The organism is Dokdonella sp., from assembly GCF_019634775.1.
Taxonomy (GTDB): Bacteria; Pseudomonadota; Gammaproteobacteria; order Xanthomonadales; family Rhodanobacteraceae; genus Dokdonella.
This window is the reverse complement of record NZ_JAHCAS010000001.1, coordinates 2,142,699-2,165,772: the sequence shown is the minus strand read 5'-3', so window position 1 is coordinate 2,165,772 and position 23,074 is coordinate 2,142,699. Positions and strand designations below refer to the sequence as shown.

General features: G+C 67.1%; 24 protein-coding genes. 19 read left to right on the top strand and 5 right to left on the bottom strand.

Annotated features, from left to right (window positions below; all coding sequences use genetic code 11):
- Nucleotides 1-169: 169 nt before the first annotated feature.
- The 3 genes from KF907_RS09295 to KF907_RS09285 are packed head-to-tail and all read right to left on the bottom strand — an operon-like array spanning nucleotide 170 to nucleotide 4,003.
- Nucleotides 170-2,203: a Druantia anti-phage system protein DruA gene (locus tag KF907_RS09295; RefSeq protein ID WP_161613349.1), complete on the bottom strand. Its 2,034-nt coding sequence runs from the start codon at nucleotides 2,201-2,203 to the stop codon at nucleotides 170-172.
- Nucleotides 2,200-3,783, bottom strand: coding sequence for an ATP-binding protein (locus KF907_RS09290; RefSeq protein WP_291219911.1), 1,584 nt, complete (start codon nucleotides 3,781-3,783; stop codon nucleotides 2,200-2,202). The genes KF907_RS09295 and KF907_RS09290 overlap by 4 nt, the downstream gene beginning before the upstream one ends.
- Nucleotides 3,784-3,802: 19 nt before the next feature.
- Entirely contained in the window at nucleotides 3,803-4,003 is a 201-nt protein-coding gene (locus tag KF907_RS09285; protein WP_161613347.1) for a type II toxin-antitoxin system antitoxin, read from the bottom strand.
- 277 nt (nucleotides 4,004-4,280) lie between these two features.
- Between KF907_RS09285 and KF907_RS09280 the strand changes: the two genes are divergently transcribed.
- From KF907_RS09280 to KF907_RS09205, 16 genes are all read left to right on the top strand, one after another.
- Nucleotides 4,281-4,652, top strand: coding sequence for an integrative conjugative element protein, RAQPRD family (locus tag KF907_RS09280; RefSeq protein WP_291219910.1), 372 nt, complete (start codon nucleotides 4,281-4,283; stop codon nucleotides 4,650-4,652).
- The gene (locus KF907_RS09275) at nucleotides 4,649-4,888 is read left to right on the top strand and encodes a TIGR03758 family integrating conjugative element protein (protein WP_003140997.1); all 240 of its coding nucleotides are present in this window, start codon (nucleotides 4,649-4,651) and stop codon (nucleotides 4,886-4,888) included. Before KF907_RS09280 ends, KF907_RS09275 begins: the two co-directional genes overlap by 4 nt.
- A 22-nt stretch (nucleotides 4,889-4,910) precedes the next feature.
- Nucleotides 4,911-5,279: a TIGR03745 family integrating conjugative element membrane protein gene (locus KF907_RS09270; protein WP_237264678.1), complete on the top strand. Its 369-nt coding sequence runs from the start codon at nucleotides 4,911-4,913 to the stop codon at nucleotides 5,277-5,279.
- Between the two features lie 12 nt (nucleotides 5,280-5,291).
- Entirely contained in the window at nucleotides 5,292-5,702 is a 411-nt protein-coding gene (locus tag KF907_RS09265) for a TIGR03750 family conjugal transfer protein (protein WP_291219909.1), read from the top strand.
- Nucleotides 5,699-6,385, top strand: a complete 687-nt coding sequence (locus tag KF907_RS09260; RefSeq protein WP_061341187.1) for a PFL_4703 family integrating conjugative element protein — start codon at nucleotides 5,699-5,701, stop codon at nucleotides 6,383-6,385. The genes KF907_RS09265 and KF907_RS09260 overlap by 4 nt, the downstream gene beginning before the upstream one ends.
- Nucleotides 6,382-7,296, top strand: coding sequence for a TIGR03749 family integrating conjugative element protein (locus KF907_RS09255; RefSeq protein WP_291219908.1), 915 nt, complete (start codon nucleotides 6,382-6,384; stop codon nucleotides 7,294-7,296). Before KF907_RS09260 ends, KF907_RS09255 begins: the two co-directional genes overlap by 4 nt.
- Nucleotides 7,286-8,719, top strand: a complete 1,434-nt coding sequence (locus tag KF907_RS09250) for a TIGR03752 family integrating conjugative element protein (protein WP_291219907.1) — start codon at nucleotides 7,286-7,288, stop codon at nucleotides 8,717-8,719. Before KF907_RS09255 ends, KF907_RS09250 begins: the two co-directional genes overlap by 11 nt.
- Complete coding sequence (locus tag KF907_RS09245; RefSeq protein ID WP_291219906.1) at nucleotides 8,700-9,134, top strand: TIGR03751 family conjugal transfer lipoprotein; 435 nt, start codon at nucleotides 8,700-8,702, stop codon at nucleotides 9,132-9,134. The genes KF907_RS09250 and KF907_RS09245 overlap by 20 nt, the downstream gene beginning before the upstream one ends.
- On the top strand, nucleotides 9,134-12,022 hold the full coding sequence (locus KF907_RS09240) for a conjugative transfer ATPase (protein WP_291219905.1): 2,889 nt from the start codon (nucleotides 9,134-9,136) through the stop codon (nucleotides 12,020-12,022). The genes KF907_RS09245 and KF907_RS09240 overlap by 1 nt, the downstream gene beginning before the upstream one ends.
- Before the next feature lie 13 nt (nucleotides 12,023-12,035).
- A complete protein-coding gene (locus tag KF907_RS09235; RefSeq protein ID WP_151609329.1) occupies nucleotides 12,036-12,779 on the top strand; it encodes a DsbA family protein in 744 nt (247 codons plus the stop codon).
- A gap of 195 nt (nucleotides 12,780-12,974) precedes the next feature.
- On the top strand, nucleotides 12,975-13,469 hold the full coding sequence (gene radC, locus KF907_RS09230) for a RadC family protein (protein ID WP_151023720.1): 495 nt from the start codon (nucleotides 12,975-12,977) through the stop codon (nucleotides 13,467-13,469).
- 153 nt (nucleotides 13,470-13,622) lie between these two features.
- On the top strand, nucleotides 13,623-14,072 hold the full coding sequence (locus KF907_RS09225; protein ID WP_151023721.1) for a TIGR03757 family integrating conjugative element protein: 450 nt from the start codon (nucleotides 13,623-13,625) through the stop codon (nucleotides 14,070-14,072).
- Complete coding sequence (locus tag KF907_RS09220; RefSeq protein ID WP_291219904.1) at nucleotides 14,069-15,013, top strand: TIGR03756 family integrating conjugative element protein; 945 nt, start codon at nucleotides 14,069-14,071, stop codon at nucleotides 15,011-15,013. Before KF907_RS09225 ends, KF907_RS09220 begins: the two co-directional genes overlap by 4 nt.
- A gap of 10 nt (nucleotides 15,014-15,023) precedes the next feature.
- Nucleotides 15,024-16,430 carry an integrating conjugative element protein gene (locus KF907_RS09215; protein WP_004254870.1) on the top strand — a complete coding sequence of 469 codons (1,407 nt, stop codon included), beginning with the start codon at nucleotides 15,024-15,026 and terminating at the stop codon, nucleotides 16,428-16,430.
- On the top strand, nucleotides 16,427-16,780 hold the full coding sequence (locus tag KF907_RS09210; RefSeq protein WP_004254869.1) for a hypothetical protein: 354 nt from the start codon (nucleotides 16,427-16,429) through the stop codon (nucleotides 16,778-16,780). Before KF907_RS09215 ends, KF907_RS09210 begins: the two co-directional genes overlap by 4 nt.
- Before the next feature lie 15 nt (nucleotides 16,781-16,795).
- On the top strand, nucleotides 16,796-18,319 hold the full coding sequence (locus tag KF907_RS09205) for a conjugal transfer protein TraG N-terminal domain-containing protein (protein ID WP_004254868.1): 1,524 nt from the start codon (nucleotides 16,796-16,798) through the stop codon (nucleotides 18,317-18,319).
- Nucleotides 18,320-18,326: 7 nt separating this feature from the next.
- Here KF907_RS09205 and KF907_RS09200 read toward each other — a convergent pair whose 3' ends face one another.
- Entirely contained in the window at nucleotides 18,327-18,692 is a 366-nt protein-coding gene (locus KF907_RS09200; protein WP_443080592.1) for a DUF3742 family protein, read from the bottom strand.
- 228 nt (nucleotides 18,693-18,920) lie between these two features.
- On the opposite strand from KF907_RS09200, the gene KF907_RS09195 reads away from it, so the two are divergent.
- From KF907_RS09195 to mobH, 3 genes are all read left to right on the top strand, one after another.
- Entirely contained in the window at nucleotides 18,921-19,679 is a 759-nt protein-coding gene (locus KF907_RS09195; RefSeq protein WP_033986259.1) for a type IV toxin-antitoxin system AbiEi family antitoxin domain-containing protein, read from the top strand.
- Nucleotides 19,672-20,592, top strand: a complete 921-nt coding sequence (locus KF907_RS09190) for a nucleotidyl transferase AbiEii/AbiGii toxin family protein (RefSeq protein ID WP_034037631.1) — start codon at nucleotides 19,672-19,674, stop codon at nucleotides 20,590-20,592. The genes KF907_RS09195 and KF907_RS09190 overlap by 8 nt, the downstream gene beginning before the upstream one ends.
- Before the next feature lie 202 nt (nucleotides 20,593-20,794).
- The gene (mobH, locus tag KF907_RS09185; RefSeq protein ID WP_124189373.1) at nucleotides 20,795-22,648 is read left to right on the top strand and encodes a MobH family relaxase; all 1,854 of its coding nucleotides are present in this window, start codon (nucleotides 20,795-20,797) and stop codon (nucleotides 22,646-22,648) included.
- A gap of 26 nt (nucleotides 22,649-22,674) precedes the next feature.
- On the opposite strand, the gene KF907_RS09180 is transcribed toward mobH, so the two are convergent.
- Nucleotides 22,675-22,974 carry a helix-turn-helix domain-containing protein gene (locus tag KF907_RS09180; RefSeq protein ID WP_003282197.1) on the bottom strand — a complete coding sequence of 100 codons (300 nt, stop codon included), beginning with the start codon at nucleotides 22,972-22,974 and terminating at the stop codon, nucleotides 22,675-22,677.
- Between the last annotated feature and the right edge of the window lie 100 nt (nucleotides 22,975-23,074).

The following is a 23,074-nucleotide window of genomic DNA, read 5'->3' as shown; positions in this document are numbered from 1 at the left end:
TTCACTTCCCGAGCCGCACAGTTGCACGCTGCGCGTCGGTCGTCGTCAGGTGAGGAGACCGAGCGCACCACCCCAGCGCGCACGCAGGGGAATGCGTCGCGACTCCCCGCGCGAGCGCGGTGTTCTCTCGGATGTCCCTGAACTTACTCATCATCATCCTTCTGGAACTTCAGGAGAGATCGGAGTACATGGGCTGCTGGGGGGCGGCGCGCTGGAGAGGAACACGAGCCCCGTGGGTGACCGGACGGACGGTTGTGTGCCGCTCGATCTCATCGAGGACGTCATCGGAGATAATCCGATTTCGTAACCACCGCTCGCGCCACCACGCGCCGATCGCCGCCGTCGCCGCCACGCCCTCGTTGACCGGTACTATGTACTCGGGCCGCTTGGCGGCGCCGATGAGGTAGTCGTCGAGGTTCTTAATAAGGCTCACCGCGTACACAACGCGCGGACGGTGGTGGCGGAGGAGCATCCCCGACGGCAGGTTCAGCAGATCGAGTGCTTGTCTTACCTTGCGCAGCTTGGGGCTCACGCCCTCACCGAAAATGCTGTTCACACGCTGCGCGTCGGACTGCTGCACAAGGTCGACAAGCGCGTCGACCGTCTCCTCGGAGTATTGCGACGTGCCAAACGCCTCCGATCGACCCAACTCAGCGTATCGGATGACGTCCTCCGCATTGCCCCCGAGACGCTCCGCCGGGATCTTGATGCGGTTGTACTGGCTCGACCCCACGCCGTAGAGCGACGTCGTACCGAGGAGCACAAGCTTCGAAGCACGCACGATGGGTCGCCCAGCCATCGAGGACGCGATCTCACTCTCCGCCTGTGCGTACCGTCGACGGTACTGATGCACGACCTCTGGGCTCGCCGCCATCATGGCAGCGAGCTTGCCGCCAAGGAGCGCGTTGTAGGGCTGCACCGCGCCGCACACCGAGATGTCTGCGACCGCGATGCCGACCCGGTCAGCCTTCGCCTTCTTGAGCACCCTGCGGATCGCGTCGCTGCCATACCCGGTCTTCGCGAGCGTGGCGAGCTTCTCCGCCGTCGGCTTGCCGCCGAATGCCTCGTCGAGAACCGCGCGCGCGCGGAGGTACGTTGAGAGGGCGAGCGCGCGCTTGCTGCGGAACAGGTGCGTCCTAGCCTTCGCGATCCAGTACTCGTCGCCATGGAAATCTGAGCGCTTCTGCTTGTGGTCACGCGAGCGCGCGAAGCGGTGGTGCTTCTTGCGCGCCTCGGCGCTCTCTTTCAACAGTCGTTCGATCACTGCCAACGAGGGTGTCTTGAGATCGCGCGTCGAGAGGATGCCGTCCTCGATCAGGTCCGCCACGTAGATTTCGTCGATGGCGGCGTCGAGCGTGTCGACGAGCCACTTAGCGAGTTCTCGCGTCGGCGCGGTCCGCACGCGATCAAGGAAGGTCTCCGGGTGCCACCCGATCCACGAATCGCGCTCGCGGATCTGCATGATCGGGCTGCTCAGCGCGCCGATACCCATCACCGGGTGGTTGGCAGCGGCGCGGTCGCGCACGAGGAAGACCATCGTCCGGCCCGGCACGCTCGTGTACTGGTTCGTCCACGTGTGGCGGAAGTAGCGCCACACGTCCATCAGGCGCAGCCCTGTGAACTCACACGCGGTGTTCTCAGCGGTGACGAACTGTAGGTAGGGATCGACGAGTTTCGACAGCGCGTCGGCCCAACCGTTGTTGAGGTGCGTCCGGGCCTCCCGAAGGCCCTCCGCAAGATCTCGCCCGTCGCGCATGAGCGAGTAGATCGAGACGTACCTCCCATCGTGGAGACGCTGACGTTCCATCGAGTCCAGGAACCGCTGCACCGACGGCTGGCGGAGTTGTGCGTTGCGCTTGACCAACTCCTGCCGACGAATGCGTGCCTTCTCGGCGAGCGGGTCGGTGACGGGGTCAGGCGGCTTGACCTCGACGCGCTCGCTGCGCACGCGGACCGTCCAGCCCTGCGTCGCGAGGTCGGTCATGACGAGCCCCGCCGCGAGCAGCGCCTGTCGATCACTGCGACGACACGCCGTGACTTCAGCGACGAACGCGCCGCGCGCCTTCTCGATCGCCTCCTCGGTGCGCTCCCGCCGGCACACCTTCGCCAGCGCGCGCGCGTGCTCCACGAAGGCGTTCTGCGACGCCTTGCTCGGGAGCGGTGGCTCCAGCGTGGTCCACGTGTTACCGGGCACGTTGGTCATTTGTCGTTCAGGAAGGCAGCCAAGGTGTTACTCCACTCGAGCCGATGCTTTGCGAGCGCCGGGACCTTCCCGCGCGCGGCCGCTTCGCTCCGCGCCGCCGCGAGGAGGAGCAGTTCGAGTTTGGCGCGGAGTTGCGGATCGCGAGGGGCCTCGCCCTCAGAGAGCGGCTTGTAGATCTCGCGGTAGAAGGGGTGATCAGGGTTCAATACGAGCACAAGCCTGTCCCCGTCGTGCGCGAGGGTGAAGAACGACGTGTCCTTCACCGAGTGCTCGATGATGCTGTAGCGGTCCGCCTCGTTAGGGCGATCCCGTAGCGTCGGGTGACTCTCCTCCAATTCACGCATCAGCGCCCGCGCTGTCGGATCAACACTGCGCGGGAGGGGGCGTAGGAGGTGGTCCCGCTCATTGGCGATGCGCTCCGCTTCGGAGAAGCGCTCGCGCGCCTTCACGGCTGTGTGAGCCTTGCGTGCGCGGCCATTGAGGGCACGCGCGGTCGCCTCGAGATCCGGCGAGAGTGCCTCGATGAGGTGCGCCTGGGGGCGAGCCTGTTGCTTCGTGTGTGTAATGCCAAAGGCTTCGTCGAGGATCGGATCGAACTGGATCTCGCAGCGCCACCAGTCGTCGTAGTTCTCTCGGTGTTTGCTGCCCATGAAGAACCAGCCGTAGTCTACCTCTCGTCCTCCACGGACGATTGAGACGCCGGCACCCTTCGAGAGGCCGATTCGGCGCTTCTCGTCGTTCGAAAGTTTGTGCCACGCGTGGACCGGCAGTTCCGTGAACCGCACGCTCACCCAACCAGTTTTTCGCGAATCGAGCGGATCGGCGCGGACTTCGAAGCGCATCTCCTCACCGAAAAGTTGGGCACCAGAAATCTCTGCTTTCGGGTGTAGGTAAAGCGGATCGAAGGCGTCGAGTGTATCGCCGTTGATGGTTATACGGAGTCCCTTCCAGATGAAGTGCCTAAAACGTCGACCGAGTTCGACCTCAAGCTTGCGCACGATGGTAGAGACGCGGCGATTGTCGAGCCTATCGCACTGCGACCAGCAAACGAGGGTTCCCGAGTTCCCTGCGCACTCACTTGGCGACACCTTCACCACCTTCGGCTCGGGCACCTCGATCATTTCGCAGCGCACGATCTCGTCGACGTCGAGGTATGACGAGTACACGGTCGGGGTGTCATGCCCACGCGCGCCCTTCGGCGACTGCCACGTAAAGACCGCGACACGCCGCGCTTGGCTCAGCGACGCATTGGGCAGGCCCATGCCGTACCGCCCAAGTCCTCGGCGGTCTCCGAATCGAGTGCTCCCGCCGAACCGGAGTGCCTGACGCAGTGTCGGCGGGTCCATCCCACAGCCATTGTCCAGTACCGAAACCTCTATCGCCTTCTCCTCGTCGTCGCTGGTCTTGGCCGCGACGGAGATCGCGATGCGTGTGGCACCCGCTTGGATAGAGTTGTCAACGAGTTCTGAGATCGCGCTCGCTGTACCCTTGTACCCAGAGTCTCGGGTCGCTTGGATGAACTTGTCGAGCGCGATGATCGAGCAATCGGCGCGTCGAACTGAGTGCACGGTCTTCGTCATAGCCCTACTCGCTGCAGCTTTAATCATGCGCCCCCCCTGCAGTTGTTCTTGTTTCGTCAGAAGGCTGAATTGCAATGCCACGCCGCTCACAGTGGCCCCGAATCAGAACTTCGACCATGTTCGTTATGGATCGATGTTCTTGTTCCGCCGCGATGCGAAGCGCTTCTTTCAATCCGGGATCGATCCGGAAAGTCAGCGTGGCGGTCTTGCCTGTAGCCATCAGCTTCTCCAGGAAGCACTGCAAATGTACTGCAATGTACAGTATTGCGCGTCGGTCTTACAACACAATGCCGTCAATGCGTGCTTTTTGCTGAGAGCAGACCGCCTCCGAACGTCCGAACGGGTGAGGCTATTTGCGGTAGCGCCAACCACCTCCCGCTCCGAGAGCGCCCGTCGACCACAGAAAATTCCGGTGCACCACCAGTTCCGATTGTTTGCGGCACACCCAAGCTTCACGCCGCAGCATCCCGCCATCCAGACGACTGTGGAACGGCGTGATGACACCCCTTGGCAACCCGACGACCGCCTGCCGCCGTGTGCCGGCCCTGGCCGTGGCGCTGACCATCGCGCTCGCCGGCGCATCGCCCGCATCGGCCGGCGGTGTCACCGCTGAGCACGAGCAACTGGCGGCGCTCACCCGCCAACTCGACCTGCTCGACCGCCTCGCCGAGCACGCCGCCCATACCGCTCCGCAGGAACGCGCCCGCTACCACTTCGACTACGCCCGACTGCGCACGGACCTGATGCGCGTTCGCGCCGGCCTGCAGGACTACCTCGTGCCCCAGCGCGCCCAGCCGCGCGATCCCGTCCCGCTGGCCGGCGATTACGTCCGCCGCGACCGCACCGACGACGAGGAGCCGTCGCCATGACGCCCTCTGCCGATCAGGTCGCCGCCTTCCAGGCCAACGGCGGCTTTGCGCCTTCGGCCGTCTCTGCCGTGGTGCTCGCTTTCGTGTTCGCCGTGTTGCTGCTGTGGGGCGTGTGGGCCATGCGCACCGCCTACGTCGGCTGGGCCGAGCACCGCATCACCGAACGTCAGTTCCTCGCCGTCGTCGTGCGCTTCGTGGCGATGTACCTGGTGCTGACCTTCTTTCTCCTCTCCTGACCGTCACGAAGGGCCATACGCCATGAACACTCCAACGACATTCCATCGCATTCCGTCCCGCATCGCCGCTCCGCTGCTGCCGCTGGCGCTCGCGGGCCTGCCGCTGTCGGCCTTCGCGCAAGGCCTGCCGACCATGGAAGACCCATCGCGCGGCCAGGGCAGCGGCATCCTGCAGACCTTGCAGAACTACGGCTACGACATCGTGCTGCTGATCGCGCTGCTGGTGGTCGCCTCGATGTTCGTCGGAGTCTGCTATCACGCCTACACGCGCTACTCGGAGATCCACACCGGCCGCGCCACCTGGGGCCAGTTCGGCCTGACGGTCGCCGTGGGCGCGATCCTGCTGGTGGTCGGCATCTGGCTGCTCACCAAGGCCACCGGCGTGCTGTGAGGGCGGCAAGCGATGGCTGTCCCTGCGGAGACCCCGCGCGACACGCTGGTGACCTTCCTGCCGCACCGGCTGAACCGCCAGCCGGTGGTCGTGCGCGGGCTGACCGCCGACGAGTTGTGGATCTGCGCCGGCCTGTCGGCCGCCGCCGGATTCGCGCTCGGCCTGCCGCTGGCCTGGCTCACGCACAGCATCGCCATGGTGCCCACGCTGATCGTCGCCGGCATCGCGCTGGGCGTCTTCGTCGGCGGTGGTTTTCTGCGCGCGCAGAAGCGCGGCCGGCCCGACACCTGGCTGCACCGGCAGCTCCAGTGGCGGCTGGCATTGCGGCACCCGGCGCTGGCAGCGCTCCTGGGCGGCCAGCGCCTCATCACCCGCTCGGGCTACTGGACGACCCGGCGCAACACCGATCGAGGGGCGCCATGAGCCGTTTCAAGAACGAGGTTGCGCACCTGCAGGCGCACGTGAAGACGCTGCGTCTGGGGGCCGGCGCGTTGTTCGTGGTGGCGTTGCTGCTCGGCTTCGGTTGGTGGAGTGCGCCGAAGAGTCTGACCATCCATGTGCCGCCGGACCTGCGCTCGGGCAGCACGCGCAAGTGGTGGGACGTGCCGCCCGAGAGCGTGTACGCGTTTTCGTTCTACATCTGGCAGCAGGTACAGCGCTGGCCCACGAACGGCGAAGAAGACTATCCACGCAACCTGCGCGCGCTATCGGCCTACCTGACGCCGAGCTGCCGGGCCTTTCTGCAGCAGGACTACGAGTACCGGCGCGCCAGTGGCGAGCTGCGTCAGCGCGTGCGCGGCATCTACGAGATTCCCGGCCGCGGTTACGGCGACGATCCGGCCACGCGCGTCAAGGTGGTTTCCGACCGCGATTGGATCGTCACGCTCGACGTGAGCGCGGACGAATACTACGGCTCCGAGCAGGTCAAGCGCGCCCTGGTGCGCTACCCCATCAAGGTCGTCCGGCTGGACATCGACCCCGAGCGCAACCCCTTCGGCCTGGCGCTGGACTGCTACGCCGGCGCACCCCAGCGCATCGAACCGCCGCCGACCCAGGCCGGCGCGCCCGCCAACGCCTCCGGCCACCTGCAGGGAGACTCCCCATGAAGCCCATTGCCTTGTCGGCCCTGGCCGGCGTCCTGCTGATCCTCGGTTTCGTGCCGGCCAGCCAGGCCGTGGAAATCCTGCGCTGGGAGCGCCTGCCCCTGCCGGTGCCGCTGGTGGTCGGTCAGGAGCGCGTGGTCTTCATCGACCGCAATGTGCGTGTCGGCGTGCCGGCCAGCGTCGGCGATCACCTGCGCGTGCAGAGTGCGGGCGGCGCGATCTACCTGCGGGCGAGCGAGCCGATTCCGCCCACGCGGCTGCAACTGCAGGACGTGGAATCCGGCGCGCTGATCCTGCTCGACATCGCCGCCGAGCCGGCGAAGGACGGCCAGGCGCCGCTGGAGCCGGTGCGCATCGTGGAAGCGGAAGCCCCCGCGAAGCGCTACGGCGGCGGTGCAGCAAGCGGCGCGGACGAGCAGGCCGATGCGCCCGCAGACAAATCCGTTCCCCGGCGCGAAACGCCGGTATCGGTCGTGCTGACGCGCCATGCCGCGCAGAACCTGTACGCGCCGCTGCGCACCGTCGAGCCGGTCGCCGGCATCGGGCGCGCAAACCTGCGCCGCGACCTCGCACTGGACACCTTGCTGCCGACGCTGCCGGTGCACGCGCGGGCATTGGCCGCGTGGCGCCTGGAAGACCAGTGGGTGACGGCCGTGCGACTCACCAACACCGCCGCGCGTTGGCTCGACCTCGACCCGCGCGCCTTGCAGGGGAACTTCGTGGCGGCGACCTTCCAGCATCCGAACCTGGGACCGGCCGGCACCGCGTCCGACACCACGGTGCTCTACCTGGTCACGCGCGGCCACGGCCTGGCCGAGTCGCTGCTGCCGGCGCTGAGCCCGATCGACGCCACCGTGAACCTGCCGCCGGCCGCCGCGGCGGGCTCGACCGGAGGAGCGCGCGATGAAGAGTAATCCGCTGCTCAAGTGGCTGCTGATCCCGATGGCGCTGCTGCTGGTGTTCGTCGGCATCAAACTGTTCTCCGGCGCCCCCGGCGGCCAACCCGCCCCCAAGGGCGCGGCCGGTACGCTCACGCCCGAGGAGATGAAAGCCCTGGGCATCGCCGGCGACACGCCGCGCGATACCGTCGCCACGCTGGTGGCCCAGGTGAAGCAATTGCGCACCGAGCTGCAGAGCGCGCTCGGCGACAACAAGCAGCACAAGGCCGAGAATGAGCGCCTGCGTGCGCGGGAAAGCGTGATCGACCAGCGCATCCAGAGCGCGCTGGAAGGCGAACGCAACCGCCTGGAGCAGGAGCGCAATCAGGTGGCCAGCGACAGGCAGCAGACCCAAGGGCTGCTGCAGGATCTGCAGCGGCAACTGGACGGCCTTTCCGGCAAGGGTGGCCCGTCCGACCTGCCCATCGGGCTGGGGCTGGAAGAGGGTGACGGCAAGCGCTTCAACCGCGGCACCAGTGGCACGCAGTGGGTCGAGCCCGACGATGCCAAGGTCGACGCCAAGAACGGCAGCAAGGAGCCGAGCTTTCCCCTGAGCTTCGGGCCGGCCCAGAAAAGCCTGTCGGCCGCAGCGGAATCCGTCGCCGACGTGGGCAGCCGCGCCGTGGGCGCCTCCACGAAGGCTGTCTACACCGTGCCGTCGAACTCGACGCTCATGGGGTCGATTGCCATGACGGCGCTGATCGGGCGCGTGCCGATCGATGGAACCGTCAACGACCCGTACCCGTTCAAGGTGCTGATCGGCCCGGACAACCTCACGGCCAACGGCATCGACATCCCCGACGTGGCCGGCGCCGTGGTCAGCGGCACGGCCTCGGGCGACTGGACGCTCTCGTGCGTGCGCGGGCAAATCCGCTCGGTCACGTTCGTGTTCCAGGACGGCACCATCCGCACGGTGCCGGAGGACAGCAGCAAGGGCGGTAGCAGCGGCGGCAACTCCGGTCACAACGGCGCCAGCATCCAGGGCGGCCTGGGCTGGATCAGCGACCCCTATGGCATTCCCTGCGTCAGCGGCGAGCGGCGCAGCAACGCCCAGCAGTACCTGGGCAGCCAGGCGCTCATCACCGCGGCCGGCGCCGGCGCGGCCTCGCTCATCAAGTCCGACAACGGCAGCGTGGCCGTGGTCGCCAACAACAACGGCTCGCTTGGCACCGTCGGCATCAGCGGCAATGAAGCGATGGGCCGCATCCTCGCGGGCGGCGTGCGCGACATGGCCGATTGGGTCAACAAGCTCTACGGCCAGGCCTTCGCGGCGGTCTACGTGCAGCCCGGCGCCAAGGTGGCCGTGCATCTGGAGCAACCGCTCGACATCGACTACGACGCCAAGGGGCGTCGGGTCCACCACCGCACCGGAGAAGCCCATGCCTCGGATCTGGATTGACGCGGCCGCCGTGCTGCTGGCGGCCACCCTGCTCGGCGGCTGCGCCACCAGCAAGGAGAAGCTGCTGCCACACGGCGACAGCACCATGCTCGACATCTGGAATCTGGAGACCGGCGGCGGCGCGGGCGGCGGCCAGGCCGCGCGGCAACTGCTCGACGCGCGCCAGGGCCTGCGCCGGCCGCTGACCGAGGCCGATGTGCAGGCGGCGCCCGGCGTGCAGGCGCGCTACACCCGTACCGCGCAGAACGAGATCTACCGCCAGTTCCACCGCCTGCCGAACCCCGACCTGGTGATGTACGTGTTCCCGCACCTGGCGGGCACCGACCCGGTGCCGGTGCCCGGCTACAGCACGGTGTTCCCGCTCTACCAGCGCGTGCAGTACGCGATGCCGGGCGAGCGCGTGGAGGACTACTGATGGCCTGGTCGCTGCCGTGGTCACGCAAGCCCGACGCATCGCCTGCTGACGCCGCGGATGCGGCCGATGATGCTTGGGCACAGCACGTAACGGCGCTGGCGGCACAGGGTGTCGCCGAGCCGGGCAGCGCGCTCGGCCGGGGCCGGCGCAGGCCGGCCACCCAGGCCGACCACGATGCGCTCTATGGCGTCGCGCCGTCGTTCGCGGACTTGCTGCCCTGGGTCGAGTACCTGCCCGACACGAAGTGCATGTTGCTGGAAGACGGCCAGTCGGTGGCGGCCTTCTTCGAGCTGGCGCCAGTCGGTACCGAGGGCCGCGAGATGGCCTGGCTATGGCAGGCGCGCGATGCGCTGGAGAACGCCCTGCAGGACTCCTTCGACGAGTTGGACGACAACCCCTGGGTGGTGCAGCTCTACGCCCAGGACGAGGCCGACTGGGACAACTATCGGTGCTCCCTGGCGAACTATCTGCAGCCGCGTGCGCAGGGCAGCGCGTTCAGCGACTTCTACCTGCGCTTCTTCGCCCATCACCTGCGGGCCATCGCCAAGCCGGGGGGCCTGTTCGAGGACACCACGGTGACGCGCCTGCCGTGGCGCGGCCAGGTCCGGCGCGTGCGCATGGTGGTCTACCGCCGCACGTCCGCGACCCCGGCCTCGCGGCGCGGCCAGTCGCCCGAGCAGGCGCTGACCACGATCTGCGACCGCCTCGCCGGCGGGCTGGCGAATGCCGGCGTGAAAGCCCGACGGCTCGGCGCGGCGGACATTCACGCCTGGCTGCTGCGCTGGTTCAACCCGAATCCGACTTTGCTCGGCGCCACTGCCGAAGACCGGGAACGCTTCTACGCGCTGACCCGCTACCCGGAAGAGCGGGAGGAGGGTGAGATCGAACTCGCCAGCGGCACCGACTTCGCGCAGCGCCTGTTCTTCGGCCAGCCACGTTCGGACGTGCCCAACGGCCTGTGGTTCTTCGACGGCATGCCGCATCGGGTGATCGTGATGGATCGCCTGCGCACGCCACCCGTGACGGGCCATCTGACGGGCGAGACGCGCAAAGGCGGCGATGCCATGAACGCGCTGTTCGACCAGATGCCCGAGGACACGGTGATGTGCCTGACGCTGGTCGCCACACCCCAGGACGTGCTGGAGGCGCACCTCAACCACCTCGCCAGGAAGGCCGTCGGCGAAACCCTGGCCTCGGAGCAGACCCGGCAAGACGTGCAGCAGGCGCGCGGCCTGATCGGCAGCGCGCACAAGCTCTACCGCGGTGCGCTGGCGTTCTACCTGCGCGGCTGCGACCTGGCCCAGCTCGATGCGCGCGGCCTGCAGCTCGTCAACGTGATGCTCAACGCCGGCCTGCAACCGGTGCGCGAAGAGGACGAGGTGGCGCCGCTGAACAGCTATCTGCGCTGGCTGCCGTGCGTGTTCGATCCGGCTGCCGACAAGCGCCAGTGGTACACCCAGCTCGTGTTCGCGCAACACGCGGCGAACCTGGCGCCGGTCTGGGGCCGCAGCCAGGGCACGGGGCATCCGGGCATCACGTTCTTCAACCGCGGCGGCGGCCCGATCACCTTCGATCCGTTGAACCGCCTCGACCGGCAGATGAACGCGCATCTGTTCCTCTTCGGCCCCACGGGTTCGGGCAAGAGCGCGACGCTCAACAACATCCTGAATCAGGTGACGGCGATCTATCGGCCGCGCCTGTTCATCGTCGAGGCGGGCAACAGCTTCGGCCTGTTTGGCGACTTCGCGGCACGATTGGGTCTCACCGTGCATCGGGTGAAACTTGCGCCCGGCGCGGGCGTCAGTCTGGCTCCGTTCGCCGACGCCTGGCGCTTGATCGATACGCCGAGCCAGGTACAGACGCTGGACGCCGATGCGCTCGACGAAGACCAGACCGATGCCGGCATGGCCGTGGAAGGTGACGAGCAGCGCGACGTGCTCGGGGAGCTGGAGATCACTGCACGACTGATGATCACCGGCGGCGAGGACAAGGAAGAAGCGCGCATGACGCGCGCCGACCGCAGCCTGATCCGCCAGTGCATTCTCGATGCGGCCCAGCATTGCGTGGCGGACAGACGCACGGTGCTCACGCGCGATGTGCGCGACGCGCTGCGCGAGCGCGCCCGCGACGCCACGCTGCCGGAGATGCGGCGCGCACGGCTGCTGGAGATGGCCGACGCCATGGATATGTTCTGCCAGGGCGTGGACGGCGAGATGTTCGACCGGTCCGGCACGCCGTGGCCCGAGGCGGACATCACCATCGTGGACCTGGCCACCTTCGCGCGCGAGGGCTACAACGCCCAACTCTCGATTGCCTACATCTCGCTCATCAACACCGTCAACAACATCGCCGAGCGCGACCAGTTCCTGGGCCGTCCGATCATCAACGTGACGGACGAAGGCCACATCATCACGAAGAACCCGCTGCTCGCGCCCTACGTGGTCAAGATCACCAAGATGTGGCGCAAACTCGGCGCCTGGTTCTGGCTCGCCACGCAGAACCTGGACGACCTGCCGAAGGCGGCCGAGCCCATGCTCAACATGATCGAGTGGTGGATCTGCCTGTCGATGCCGCCCGATGAAGTCGAGAAGATCGCGCGCTTCCGCGAACTCAACGCGTCGCAGAAGGCGCTGATGCTCTCGGCCCGCAAGGAGGCCGGCAAGTTCAGCGAGGGCGTCATCCTGTCCAAGTCGATGGAGGTGCTGTTCCGGGCCGTGCCGCCCAGCCTCTACCTGGCGATGGCGATGACCGAGCCCGAGGAGAAGGCCGAACGCTTCCAGTTGATGCAGCAGCACGGCATCAGCGAGCTGGATGCCGCCTTCCGCGTGGCCGAGAAGATCGACCGTGCGCGGGGTATCGAACCTCTGGCGTTGGACACGTTAGCCTGACGGGAGCGACACGATGCGCATGCCTTCATTCGCCCGCCGTCATCCCTGGATCGGTCTGCTGATCGTGGCGACGATTGGGGTTGGCTCGTGGATGCTGCTGCGCGCGCCGCAACCGGCAACCGAGTCCATGCCCCTGGCCGCCGCCCGGTCCGAAGCGTCGAAACCGGCCGGCCCGCCCTGGCTGTATGGCCGTGCCGATGCGCGCTTCACGGTGGTCGGGTACGCCGACCTGGAGTGTCCGTACTGCCGGGCCTACTTCCCCGCGCTCAAGGGCTGGATCGACGCCCATCCCGAGGTGAACTGGCAGTGGCACCACCTGCCGCTGTCCATGCACGAGCCGGCCGCGACTGCCGGGGCACGCCTGGCCGAGTGCGCGGGCGAGACGGGCGGACATGCCACCTTCTGGCAGGCCGTGGCGTGGCTCTACGCGCACACCCGTGGCGACGGCCAGGGCCTGCCGGAGGGCCTGCGCTATCCCGACCTCACGCCAGCCATGCAGGGTTGTCTCGACAGCGATCGCCCCGATGCCGTCATCCGTGCCCAGGCGGCGGAAGCGGCACAGCAGGGCATCGCGGCCACGCCGGCCCTGCAACTGCGCGACCGCGAGTCCGGCAAGACCCTCCTGCTGCACGGTCCCGTCGAAGGCGATGCCTTGCTGTCGGCCATCGACCTGCTCGCCGTCGGCAGCACGACCGCAGCCGAACCCGCCCATTCCCCAGACATGCCCGCCGGCGTTGCCGGTGACATGCCCAGGTAGCCATCGATCTTCAAGGCTGCGGCGCGGCTCGTCCGCGTTGATCGAAACCCGTTCGCATCGCATCCCTTGACGCGAACAGCCATCGCATCCGCGGTGGTGGATGCCCGCTCGTCACCTGTTCCATCCCCATCGTCCCCAGGAGGGTTTGCCCTCCAGGGGCAGGCGCCCTCCGATCTCATCCATTGGAGGTTCGCCATGTCTCTCGTCATCGCCGACTCCCGCCCGGAGTCGCTCACCCTGATCGCCGCCCAGCACGAAGACTGGATCATCCGGCAGGCCATCACCCTGCTGGAGAACCGCGTGTTCAAGGCCGGTCCGGCGCTGGGCAGTCCCGCCGCCGTGCGCGACTACCTGCGCCTGAAACTGGTCGCGGAGCCAAACGAAATCTTCGCCGTCGTGTTTCTCGACAACCAGCACCAGGTGCTCGCCTTTGAGCCGCTGTTCCGGGGCACGGTCGACCAGACTTCGGTGTATCCGAGGGTGGTGGTCCAGCGTGCGCTGGCGCTCAACGCTTCGGCGCTGATCCTGGCGCATCAGCATCCCTCGGGGAACACCGAGCCCTCGGCCGCTGATCGTGCGATCACCGAGCGGTTGAAGAGCGCCCTGGCCACCGTCGATGCCCGGGTGCTGGACCACTTCATCGTCGGCAAGGGCAGTCCGTACTCGTTCGCAGAAGCCGGCTTGTTGTAGCGCACTCAATTCATCACCACGGGAGCCCTTGGCTCCCGTTTCTTTTCGCCGGTCCGCAGGGAATCGGGGCTGACCGGTTTCGGTTTCTTTGTCGTTCCCTGATCTGCATTTGCGCTCGACTACGAGCCTGCATCGACTCCTCGGAGACGCGACATGCCGGCTCATTTCCTCAACCTTCCTGCCGTCTCGCGGCGCTCCCTGGCCGCCAGGCTGGCCGCTGGACTGTGCGCCGCGCTGCTCGCTCCCATCGCGGCGGCCGCCGATGTGCTCGTCGTCACCGACAGCCGTCATCCGGTGCAGGCCCCGGCCGGCGTGCGGGTCATCGAGCTGGACCAGGCCACGCGCATCGAGGTCGAACTCGCCGCGCACCTGCCGGCCGACCCGCGACAGGCCGCGGCCCTGGTGCGGCAGGGGTTGCATGACGGCGGCGAGGCCCTGCAGCGCCGCATCGGCCATGCCTACCAAGGTGTCGCGGATGCCTGGGGGCTGGGCATCGCCAAGATTCCCGCCGTGGTGGTCGATCGACGCTACGTGGTCTACGGCGAGCCCGACGTGCCCCGCGCCGTCGCGCGCATCAACGCCTACCGGAGCACGCAGCCATGAGCCTCCTGCTGGCATCCCGGCGCCTGCGAGCCACCGCCGCCGCGCTGCTGCTGAGCGCGGCCACGTCGACGTTCGCCCTGGACACCGCCACCATCGTCTCGTCGGCGCTGTCCCCCGACTGCCTCGAATATCGCGTGGTCGGAATCTGCTACTGGCTGTACTGCACGCCATTCGGCTGCTCGGTTCGCACCTCCGTCAAGGTGCGCCACTACGTCCCCGATGCAGTGGTGTCGAGCTACTCGAACACCGGCGAAAACCCGTGGCAGGAAGTCAGGGCGATGAGCATGCCCAACCCGAGCGCCAAGGCTGGCGGTGACGGCACGACCAACCACGACAACGAGAACAACCTCGCCAAGTTCAAGAACGCCGATGTCATCGGCCATCCGGCCGGGATGGTGTTCAGCCAGTTCGCCAGCGCCTCCGGCTACACCTGCGAAGGCGCGGGCACGGCCTTCATGCCGTATCTGCTGAGCACGCTCGACACGATCGCCTGGCGCTACAACATCCCGGAAGCGCTCTACCCCGAAGCGCTCATCCCCGGCCGGCGCGAAATCGGTACGCGCACCGGCCTGAACCTCTGGGGCAACGTGTATCCCCGCGGTGGCTTCCTACACCAGACCGACGACCACAAGAGCGGCGCCGTGGTCGCGCAGCGCGCGGGCGACATCGTGACGCGCCGCAACCAGATTCACGTGTATCAGCCCCTGCTGGCCAACGCCCGCGACGGCTACTGGCCGGCCGGCGCGCTGATGGAGACCGACGCCTCGACGGGCAAGTGGCAGGAGCTGACGCCCACGCTCTCGAACAGTTGCGTGGTCTTCCCGCACAGCCGCACCCGCGTGCAGGCCCAGCAGGGCGACTACGCCTGGGCCTTGTGGCGGCCGTACTCCTGCTGCCGGCGCCGTGGCCAGGTCTTCCTCGGCAGCGTCGATTTCATGTGAGGAACCCACGATGAACGCCTCCCTCCCTGACTTCCTGCGTCGCGCGAAGTCGCACCTGCGGGCCACGCTGCTCGTGGCGGCCATCACGCTGGTCGTCGGCGTCGCCTGGGCGCAGACCCGCATCGACCCCAATGGCGTGAACGTCAGCGGCAGCGTGATCGGCGACGACGTGCTCTACAGCATCGGCGGCGGCCGGGCCGTGTCGATGGGTGGTGCCGGCAACATGCAGAGCATCGGCGTCGGCGTCGGCTGGAACAGCAACCTGATCTGCGGCGACATGAGCATCACCACGACGCTGCAGAACCAGCTCAACGGCATCACCAACGGCTTCCAGACGATCATGAGCAACGTGATCCAGAACGCCACCAGCGCCGTGGCCTCGCTGCCGGCCCTGATCATCCAGCGCGCCGACCCGGGTCTGTACAACCTGCTCACCAACGGCATCCTGCAGGCGCGCCTGGATTTCGACCGCTCGAAGATGACCTGCCGCGCCATCGCCAATCGCATGGCGGACATGGCCGGCGGCCAGGCCGGCTGGGACCAGCTCGCCGAAGGGATGGCGCTGCGGGATGCGGTCAGCAGCACCGATGCCGTCGCCGCCATCGAGCAGGCCGAGTCCAACAAGGGAAACAACGGCGTGCCATGGGTCGGCGGCGGCAACGCGGGCGGCTCCGGTCAGAGTTCGATCAAGGTGGTCGGCGACGTGACGCGCGCGGGCTACAACCTGCTCAACGGGCGCAGCGCCACCGATAGCTCGTCGATCGCGCGCAGCGCCTGCGGCAACCGCCTGACCTGCCAAACCTGGTTCTCGCCCCAGGCGGCCGCGGACTGGGCGACCCGCGTGTTGGGCGAACGCGAGCAGCGCACCTGCGAAAACTGCACGAAGACCCAGACCACGCCTGGCGTCGGGCTGACGCCAATGATCCAGGAAGAGTACGAGACCAAGCTGCAGGCGCTGCAGGAACTGGTGACGGGCGCCCGGCCGACGACGCTGGCCAATCTCGACGCAGCCGGCAGCAGCTCGCTGCCGATCACCCGCGGCGTGATCGAGGCCCTGCGTGACGAGCCCGACCAGGACGTGCTGGGCCGGCGCCTCGCGTCCGAGGCGGCGCTGTCCAGCGTGCTGGAGAAGGCCCTGCTGCTGCAACGCACGTTGCTGACCGGCAAGAAGGAGCCGAACGTCGCCGCCAACGAGCTGGCCGTGCAGGCGGTCGGCCAGGAGAACAGCGCACTGGAGCAGGAGATCAACAACCTCAAGACCGAGCTGGAGCTGCGGCGCACGCTGGCCGGCAACTCGGCGATGGCGATCATCCAGCGCCACAGCACCCGCGCTGCCGGTTCGCGCGGCGTCTTCGAGGGCGACACCACGCGCGACCGTCTGCGGGAAGTCCAGAAGCCGCGGAGCGGTACGCCATGAGCCGGCTGGCCTGGCTGCGGCTGCCATGGCTGTTCAACCGCCGCATCGGCTTGGCGCTGCTGTGGACCTTGCTGGTGGTCGCCGCCGCGGTGGCGGTGAACATCACTGGCATCCACGTGGTCGGCGGCGTCGAGGGCTGGCAGCACTGGCTGAAGGCGCACGCCGGCCACTTCTTCGTGTGGCGTCTGTGCCTCTACGGAGCGACGGCTTACGGCTGGTGGTGGATGCGTCGGCGCCTGTTGCGGCGGGAGCCGTCCCGCGAGACGCATCAGCGCCTGCTGTGCACGGAGATCGCGGCCGTGATCGCCGTGGTCGCGCTGGAAGCCAGCCAATTGTTGCAGCACGGCTGAGACCGGGAGGCAGGCATGACGCTCTACACCACGGACTACCTGGAGTATTACCTGACCCTGGTGGCTTGGGTGGTCAACAACGGCATCTGGAGCATCCTCGTGGCCAGCGGGGTGTTCGCGCTGCCGTTCGTGGCCATCGTGATCCAGGAATGGCTCAAGGCCCGCGGCGAAGGTGCGGACGAGGGCAACAAGGGCGTGCTGTCGTCGATGCGCATCGAGAACCGGGTGTGGGTGGCGATCGTGGTCATCATGTTCGCCGGCATCCCGTTCATCCCGGTGGATCTCGCCACGATCAAGTTCGACACCACGCGCTCCGCGCAATGCCAGGTCAACGTCCCACTGCCCAACGACACGGGCTGGTCCAACGTCTACACGGCGCTAAACGACCAGAGCGCGCTGGTGCCGGTGTGGTGGTTCTTCATGCACGCGCTGTCGAAAGCCGTGACGGGCTCCGCGGTGGCAGCGATTCCCTGCGGCACGGACCTGCGTCAGATTCGCATGGATGTGGATGCCACGCGCATCGACGATCCGGTGCTGGCACAGGAGGTCGCCGACTTCACGCACGACTGCTACGGGCCGTCGCGCGCCAAGCTGTTCATGAACCGGCCGACGCTCTCCGACGAGCAGATGAACGACGTCACCTGGATCGGGTCGAGTTACTTCCTCGACACGCCCGGCTTCTATGACACCTATCGCGCCAAGACCCCACGCACGGCCTGGCCCTACGACGCGACCCGCGATGCAGGGCTGGCACAGGTGGACAGCGGCGGCGGCTATCCGTCCTGCCGGCAGTGGTGGGCCGATGGCGGCCAGGGACTGCGCAGCCGGCTGCTGGCACAGGTCGACCCGGACCTGCTGACCCGCATCGGGCGCTGGGTGGGCTTCCTGTCGCAGAGCGAGGTCAATGACTCAGTGATCCGCGCCGTCGTCTCACCGCGGCAGCAGAAGATGAACCAGGGCGCCGTCTACACCGACTACGGCGGCCAGATCGACAAGACGCTGCCGAACATCGTCACGCGCGGCGCGAGCGACCTGGGGCTGACCGTCGGCTCGCTGGGCTTCTTTCCGGCGATGGACGTGGTGCGCCAGGCGCTGCCGATGGTGCTGGCGATGCTCAAGATGGCGCTAGTCATCTGCATCCCGCTGGTGCTGCTGATCGGCACCTACGACCTGAAGACGGTGGTGACGGTGAGCTGCGTCCAGTTCGCGCTGTTCTTCGTGGACTTCTGGTTCCAGCTCGCACGCTGGATCGACAGCACGATCCTGGATGCGCTCTACGGTTGGGGGTTTGGCGCGGACAGGCCGCACACGAACTTCGATCCGCTGATCGGCTTGAACAACGCCTTTGGCGACATGCTGCTCAACTTCGTCATGGCGATGATGTTCATCGTGCTGCCGACGTTTTGGGTGATGGCATTGGCTTGGGCAGGCGTGCGCACGGGAAATATCGTGCAGGGGTTGTCCACCGCCACCTCGGACGCCAAAGGCGCTGGGGGGCGTGGCGCTGGCATGGCAATGAGCGCCGTATCGAAGAAGTGACCGCCGTTCAGTCGTCGTCGGTCACATGCGGGTCGATGCGCCAATCGCTCTTGTCATAAAGCCCGAAGCCGTTGGGGCCTTCCCTCCACTCGGGTTGCGGTTCCTTTTGATCAGGGTCGTCGTGCTGCACGAGCCATGCAGCAGTTACCGCAAAGGCAAGCAGCAGGGCCAGCCAGAACGCGGAGTAGAGCAGCGCACCGAGCACGGCGAGCTTGACGATCCAGAGCACCGCCGTCGCCGCGCCCGCGGGCACCCCGCGCGTCACCAGCCAGCCGGCGACACGCTGCTCGCGGCGCACGTATCCACGCCAGGCACGGCCAGCCCCCCGGCCCAGCCGGTGGCTCCAGCGCCCGTTGTGCGTGTTGGTGGTCATGCTCATATGCCTCGGCTTCAGTGGTGCCTCACCTCGCGGAGCGGCCGGTCGTGGCCTGCCCTCCAGCATAGACCGCGATCAGGAGGGCGGGTTGCGGCCGGCAGAGCCGGGTTGGCTCGGGTCGCAGGTCGATTAGATTCTGCACGATAAATCAAACCTTATGCTACTTTCCCTGCACGTTACTGCAATGGCTCTAGGGGCGATTGGATTTTGTGTTATTTTTATAACATGGATGGAAATTCTCGGCACCAGGTAATCAAGCGGCTGCAGGCGGGACTCCCCCGCGGGGCGCCGTTCGACCTTGCCACCCTGAGCCAGTTCGGGGTGTCGCCCCAGCTCGCCGCCCACTATGCCGACGGCGGGTGGCTCGTGCGCCTGGCCCATGGCGTCTATGCCTTCCCGAACGATGAATTCGGGGTCTACGGTGCGCTGAAGTTCCTGCAACAGCGCGTGCCCGGCCTGCACGTCGGCGGCAAGAGCGCCCTGGCCCTGCAGGGTGTGCGGCACAACCTGGGCAGCCGGGAGGCGCTGGTGCTGTGGGGCGACGGTCGCTTTGCGTTGCCGGTCTGGTTCACTTCGCGCTTTCCGGCCCGCTACGTCCACGCCCGCCTGTTCGACTGGCCGGATACGGTGTTGGCCGGCAAGACCCTGACCACGCCGCCTGGCCTGCCCGAGGATCTGCGGGTGGCTGCCTCCGAGCGTGCCGTTCTGGAGTTGCTGTACGAAGCCGGCGTCAAGCAGAGCCTCGAAGAGGCCCGCAACATCTTTGATGGACTGCGTTCCCCCCGCAAGGATTTGCTCGGACAACTGCTGTCCTGCTGCACCAGCGTGAAGGCCGTGCGCCTGTTCCTCACCTGGGCGCGCGAGACCAGCCTCGTGGATGTCGATGCCCTGCTGGAGCAGTACCCGGTTCGCACCGGCAGCAACACGCGCTGGATGAGCCGGCTCGATGACGGAACCCTGCTGAGCCTGAAACCTCATGGATAAGACCTACGCGGACACCGTTCGCCTGCTGCTGGCCGTCGCGCCCGACGTGTTCGCCAACGACATCTTCGCCATGAAGGGCGGCACGGCCATCAACCTCTTCGTGCGGGACATGCCGCGCCTGTCGGTGGACATCGACGTGGTGTACCTCCCATGGCAGACGCCGCGCGACGAAGCGCTGCAAGCCATCAACCAGGAGCTGGCCGCCATCGCCACGCGCGTTGCACCACTGGGCGTGCAGACACGCCTGGTTCGCGCCAAGGACCTGGGGGACACCAAGCTGATCGTCGAGAACGACGCCAACCAGGTGAAGATCGAGGTCAACGTCGTGTTCCGAGGCAGCGTGCTGCCCGTCGAGCGGCGGCCGCTGAGCGCCAAGACCAGCGATCTGTTCGGCGTCGAGTTCGAGCTGCCGGTTCTGGCACCGGACGAGCTGTACGCCAGCAAGCTGGTGGCCGCGCTGGATCGGCAGCACCCCCGCGACCTGTTCGACGTGTGGCAGCTCTACGAATCGGGCGACATCAGCGACGGCATGGTCGAGTGCTTCGTGATCTATCTGGCGGGCCACAACCGGCCGCCCCACGAAGTGCTGTTCGGCAACGACAAGGACATCGCCGGCGAGTACGAGCGGGCCTTTGTCGGCATGACCGAAGTGGACTGCTCCCTGGAGACACTGCTCGAAGCTCGCGCCAGGGTGCGGCGCGAGCTGCCACAGCGACTGAGCACCGCTCACAAGCAGTTTCTGAGCGGGCTGGTGCGCGCAGAACCGGACTGGTCGCTGGTGCAATGCCAACACGCCGCTCAACTGCCGGCACTGCGCTGGAAGCTCGCCAATCTCGAAACCTTCCGCAAGCGCCGTCCCGACGACTTCGCAGCGCAATCCGCCGCCCTCGACACCGGCTTGGGCCAGAGCTGACGAACGTCCCGCAGCGCCCCACTTGCCGGGATTGCCCCATGCCGCATTCATCGTGGCACCCGCGAAGCAGCGGCCCTATACCCAAAGGCTTCCGACAAAGGCCAAAGGGCTGGGAAGGGGCAAAGGAAGGGTGCCAAGGGGAAAGGCCCTATCCTGAAAAGGCCAAAAGGCGCCCCGAGCAGCCCGTCATCCGGGGTTCGCCATGCTCTCGCTGTTCCAGCGCAAACGGGTGCCACCCACCGCCGGCACGCCGCCCACCTCCGCCATCGAAACTCCGAAAGGGTCGATGCGGCCGGAGTCGGCCGCATCGCTGCTGGCCACGCCGCGCCGGCAGAAACTGCTGGAACACATCTGGCAGCGCACATCGCTCTCGCGCCGGCAGTTCGCCACGCTCTACCTCGCCCCACTGGAGCGCTACGCCGAGCTGGTCCAGCAGTTCCCGGCCTCCGAGAACCACCACCACGCCTATCCGGGCGGCATGCTGGACCACGGCCTGGAGATCGTCGCCTATGCGCTGAAGCTGCGGCAGTCATACCTGCTGCCTGCGGGCGTCACGCCGGAGGCACAGGCGGCCCAGGCCGAAGCCTGGACCGCAGGCACGGCCTACGCGGCCCTGCTGCACGACATCGGCAAGATTGCGGTCGATCTGCACGTCGAACATGCCGACGGCAGCGTCTGGCATCCCTGGCACGGCCCGCTGCGAAAGCCCTACCGCTTCCGTTACCGAAAGGAGCGCGAGTACCGCCTGCACAGCGCCGCCACCGGGCTGCTCTACGCGCGCCTTCTCGATCGGGACATCTTCGACTGGCTCAGCGGCTATCCCGACCTCTGGGCCGCGCTGCTGTACGTGCTGGCCGGCCAGTACGAGCACGCCGGCACGCTCGGCGAGCTGGTCGTGCAGGCCGACCAGGCATCGGTCGCCCAGGAACTCGGCGGCGATCCCAGCAAGGCGCTGGTGGCGCCCAAGCATGCTCTGCAACGCAAATTGCTCGACGGCTTGCGCTACCTGCTCAAGGAAGCGTTCAAGCTGAACCAGGCCGGCCCGGCGGACGGTTGGCTGACCCAAGACGCCTTGTGGCTGGTGAGCAAGACCGTCTCCGACAAGCTGCGCGCACATCTGCTGTCACAGGGCATCGACGGCATCCCGGCCAGCAATACGGCGGTGTTCAACGTGCTGCAGGATCACGGCATCGTGCAACCGACGCCGGATGGCAAGGCGATCTGGAAGGCTACCGTCACCAGCGACGCGGGCTGGTCGCACGCATTCACCTTCCTGAAACTCTCGCCAGCGATGATCTGGGATGCCGCCGACCGGCCGGCGCCGTTCGCAGGCCGTGTGCAGGTCGAAGAGGAACAAGCGGAGCCGACGCCACAGGCGCCGGCGGTGCCCGATGGGCCGCGCGCGGAAGGCATCGAAGCTGCATCCGCGAGCACGACGCCGATCGCATCCGCAGCCATGGACACCGGCGTGGCCGCGCTGCTCGACCTGCTGGGCGACACCGCTCCACCCACGGCACCGGAGATCCCGAGTTCCCCTGTTGCCGAGCCCGAGCCGGCCCCTTCGACCGTGCCCCCGCCGCAGATGGGCCTCGCGCCTTCCCAGGATCGCGCGGAGCCCTCCGGGGCGCACTTCATGGCCTGGCTGCGTCAGAGCATCCAGACGCGCAAGCTCATCATCAACGACGCCAAGGCCCTGGTGCATACCGTCGCCGGTACGACCTATCTCGTCAGCCCCGGCGTGTTCCAGCGCTACGCGCAGGAGTACCTTCAAGTCGCCGCGCTGGCCAAGCAGGAGAAGCTGGAGGGGTGGCAGTGGGTACAGAAGCGCTTTGAGAAGCTGGGGCAGCACCGCAAGCAGCCGAGCGGGCTGAACATCTGGACCTGCGAAGTCACGGGGCCGCGCAAGTCGCGCCGGCTGCACGGCTATCTGCTCGCCAGCCCGGAGGCGCTGTTCCGGGAGACGCCGCCAGACAACCCATACCTGCGGCTCCTCAACGAGGCCGCAAAGCGCGAAGATTCAGCCCTTGGGGGCAAGGACAACGACGATCAGGGGTAGGCGTGCGACCGCTGTGCGGGCCGGCTTCAATCTGCGGATGGAGCCGACTCTGCCAGCTTGGCTTCGGTCAGAGTCATCAAGTGGGCGGAACTGCATTTCAGCGCACGGGCAATCTTGAGGATGAGAGGGAGCGTGGGCACATGCTCGCCGCGCTCGATCTTGCCCATGTGCGACCGTTCGATGCCGGCCATGTGGGCCAGCGTTTCCTGAGCTATGCCCTGGTTGGTTCTTTCTTCCCGCACGGCAGCCCCAAACGCGATGGCTGGTTCCGCTTCGTAGGTAGTGGTGCCGGTGGGGCGGCCCCTTTGGATCGAACGCTTTGGCATTGCCAAGAGCGTCGAACACGGTCACGATTTAAACCACGTTAAACTTAACTCATCCAACGGCTTCGAGATCAGTTGCCACGAGTTCACCGCCTGGGGGAGC

Bases quoted from the DNA above. Each gene is read 5' to 3' on its own strand.
- KF907_RS09295 (WP_161613349.1), bottom strand. From the start codon at position 2,203: ATGACCAACGTGCCCGGTAACACGTGGACCACGCTGGAGCCACCGCTC.
- KF907_RS09290 (WP_291219911.1), bottom strand. From the start codon at position 3,783: ATGACGAAGACCGTGCACTCAGTTCGACGCGCCGATTGCTCGATCATC.
- KF907_RS09285 (WP_161613347.1), bottom strand. From the start codon at position 4,003: ATGGCTACAGGCAAGACCGCCACGCTGACTTTCCGGATCGATCCCGGA.
- KF907_RS09280 (WP_291219910.1), top strand. From the start codon at position 4,281: ATGACACCCCTTGGCAACCCGACGACCGCCTGCCGCCGTGTGCCGGCC.
- KF907_RS09275 (WP_003140997.1), top strand. From the start codon at position 4,649: ATGACGCCCTCTGCCGATCAGGTCGCCGCCTTCCAGGCCAACGGCGGC.
- KF907_RS09270 (WP_237264678.1), top strand. From the start codon at position 4,911: ATGAACACTCCAACGACATTCCATCGCATTCCGTCCCGCATCGCCGCT.
- KF907_RS09265 (WP_291219909.1), top strand. From the start codon at position 5,292: ATGGCTGTCCCTGCGGAGACCCCGCGCGACACGCTGGTGACCTTCCTG.
- KF907_RS09260 (WP_061341187.1), top strand. From the start codon at position 5,699: ATGAGCCGTTTCAAGAACGAGGTTGCGCACCTGCAGGCGCACGTGAAG.
- KF907_RS09255 (WP_291219908.1), top strand. From the start codon at position 6,382: ATGAAGCCCATTGCCTTGTCGGCCCTGGCCGGCGTCCTGCTGATCCTC.
- KF907_RS09250 (WP_291219907.1), top strand. From the start codon at position 7,286: ATGAAGAGTAATCCGCTGCTCAAGTGGCTGCTGATCCCGATGGCGCTG.
- KF907_RS09245 (WP_291219906.1), top strand. From the start codon at position 8,700: ATGCCTCGGATCTGGATTGACGCGGCCGCCGTGCTGCTGGCGGCCACC.
- KF907_RS09240 (WP_291219905.1), top strand. From the start codon at position 9,134: ATGGCCTGGTCGCTGCCGTGGTCACGCAAGCCCGACGCATCGCCTGCT.
- KF907_RS09235 (WP_151609329.1), top strand. From the start codon at position 12,036: ATGCGCATGCCTTCATTCGCCCGCCGTCATCCCTGGATCGGTCTGCTG.
- radC (WP_151023720.1), top strand. From the start codon at position 12,975: ATGTCTCTCGTCATCGCCGACTCCCGCCCGGAGTCGCTCACCCTGATC.
- KF907_RS09225 (WP_151023721.1), top strand. From the start codon at position 13,623: ATGCCGGCTCATTTCCTCAACCTTCCTGCCGTCTCGCGGCGCTCCCTG.
- KF907_RS09220 (WP_291219904.1), top strand. From the start codon at position 14,069: ATGAGCCTCCTGCTGGCATCCCGGCGCCTGCGAGCCACCGCCGCCGCG.
- KF907_RS09215 (WP_004254870.1), top strand. From the start codon at position 15,024: ATGAACGCCTCCCTCCCTGACTTCCTGCGTCGCGCGAAGTCGCACCTG.
- KF907_RS09210 (WP_004254869.1), top strand. From the start codon at position 16,427: ATGAGCCGGCTGGCCTGGCTGCGGCTGCCATGGCTGTTCAACCGCCGC.
- KF907_RS09205 (WP_004254868.1), top strand. From the start codon at position 16,796: ATGACGCTCTACACCACGGACTACCTGGAGTATTACCTGACCCTGGTG.
- KF907_RS09200 (WP_443080592.1), bottom strand. From the start codon at position 18,692: ATGACCACCAACACGCACAACGGGCGCTGGAGCCACCGGCTGGGCCGG.
- KF907_RS09195 (WP_033986259.1), top strand. From the start codon at position 18,921: ATGGATGGAAATTCTCGGCACCAGGTAATCAAGCGGCTGCAGGCGGGA.
- KF907_RS09190 (WP_034037631.1), top strand. From the start codon at position 19,672: ATGGATAAGACCTACGCGGACACCGTTCGCCTGCTGCTGGCCGTCGCG.
- mobH (WP_124189373.1), top strand. From the start codon at position 20,795: ATGCTCTCGCTGTTCCAGCGCAAACGGGTGCCACCCACCGCCGGCACG.
- KF907_RS09180 (WP_003282197.1), bottom strand. From the start codon at position 22,974: ATGCCAAAGCGTTCGATCCAAAGGGGCCGCCCCACCGGCACCACTACC.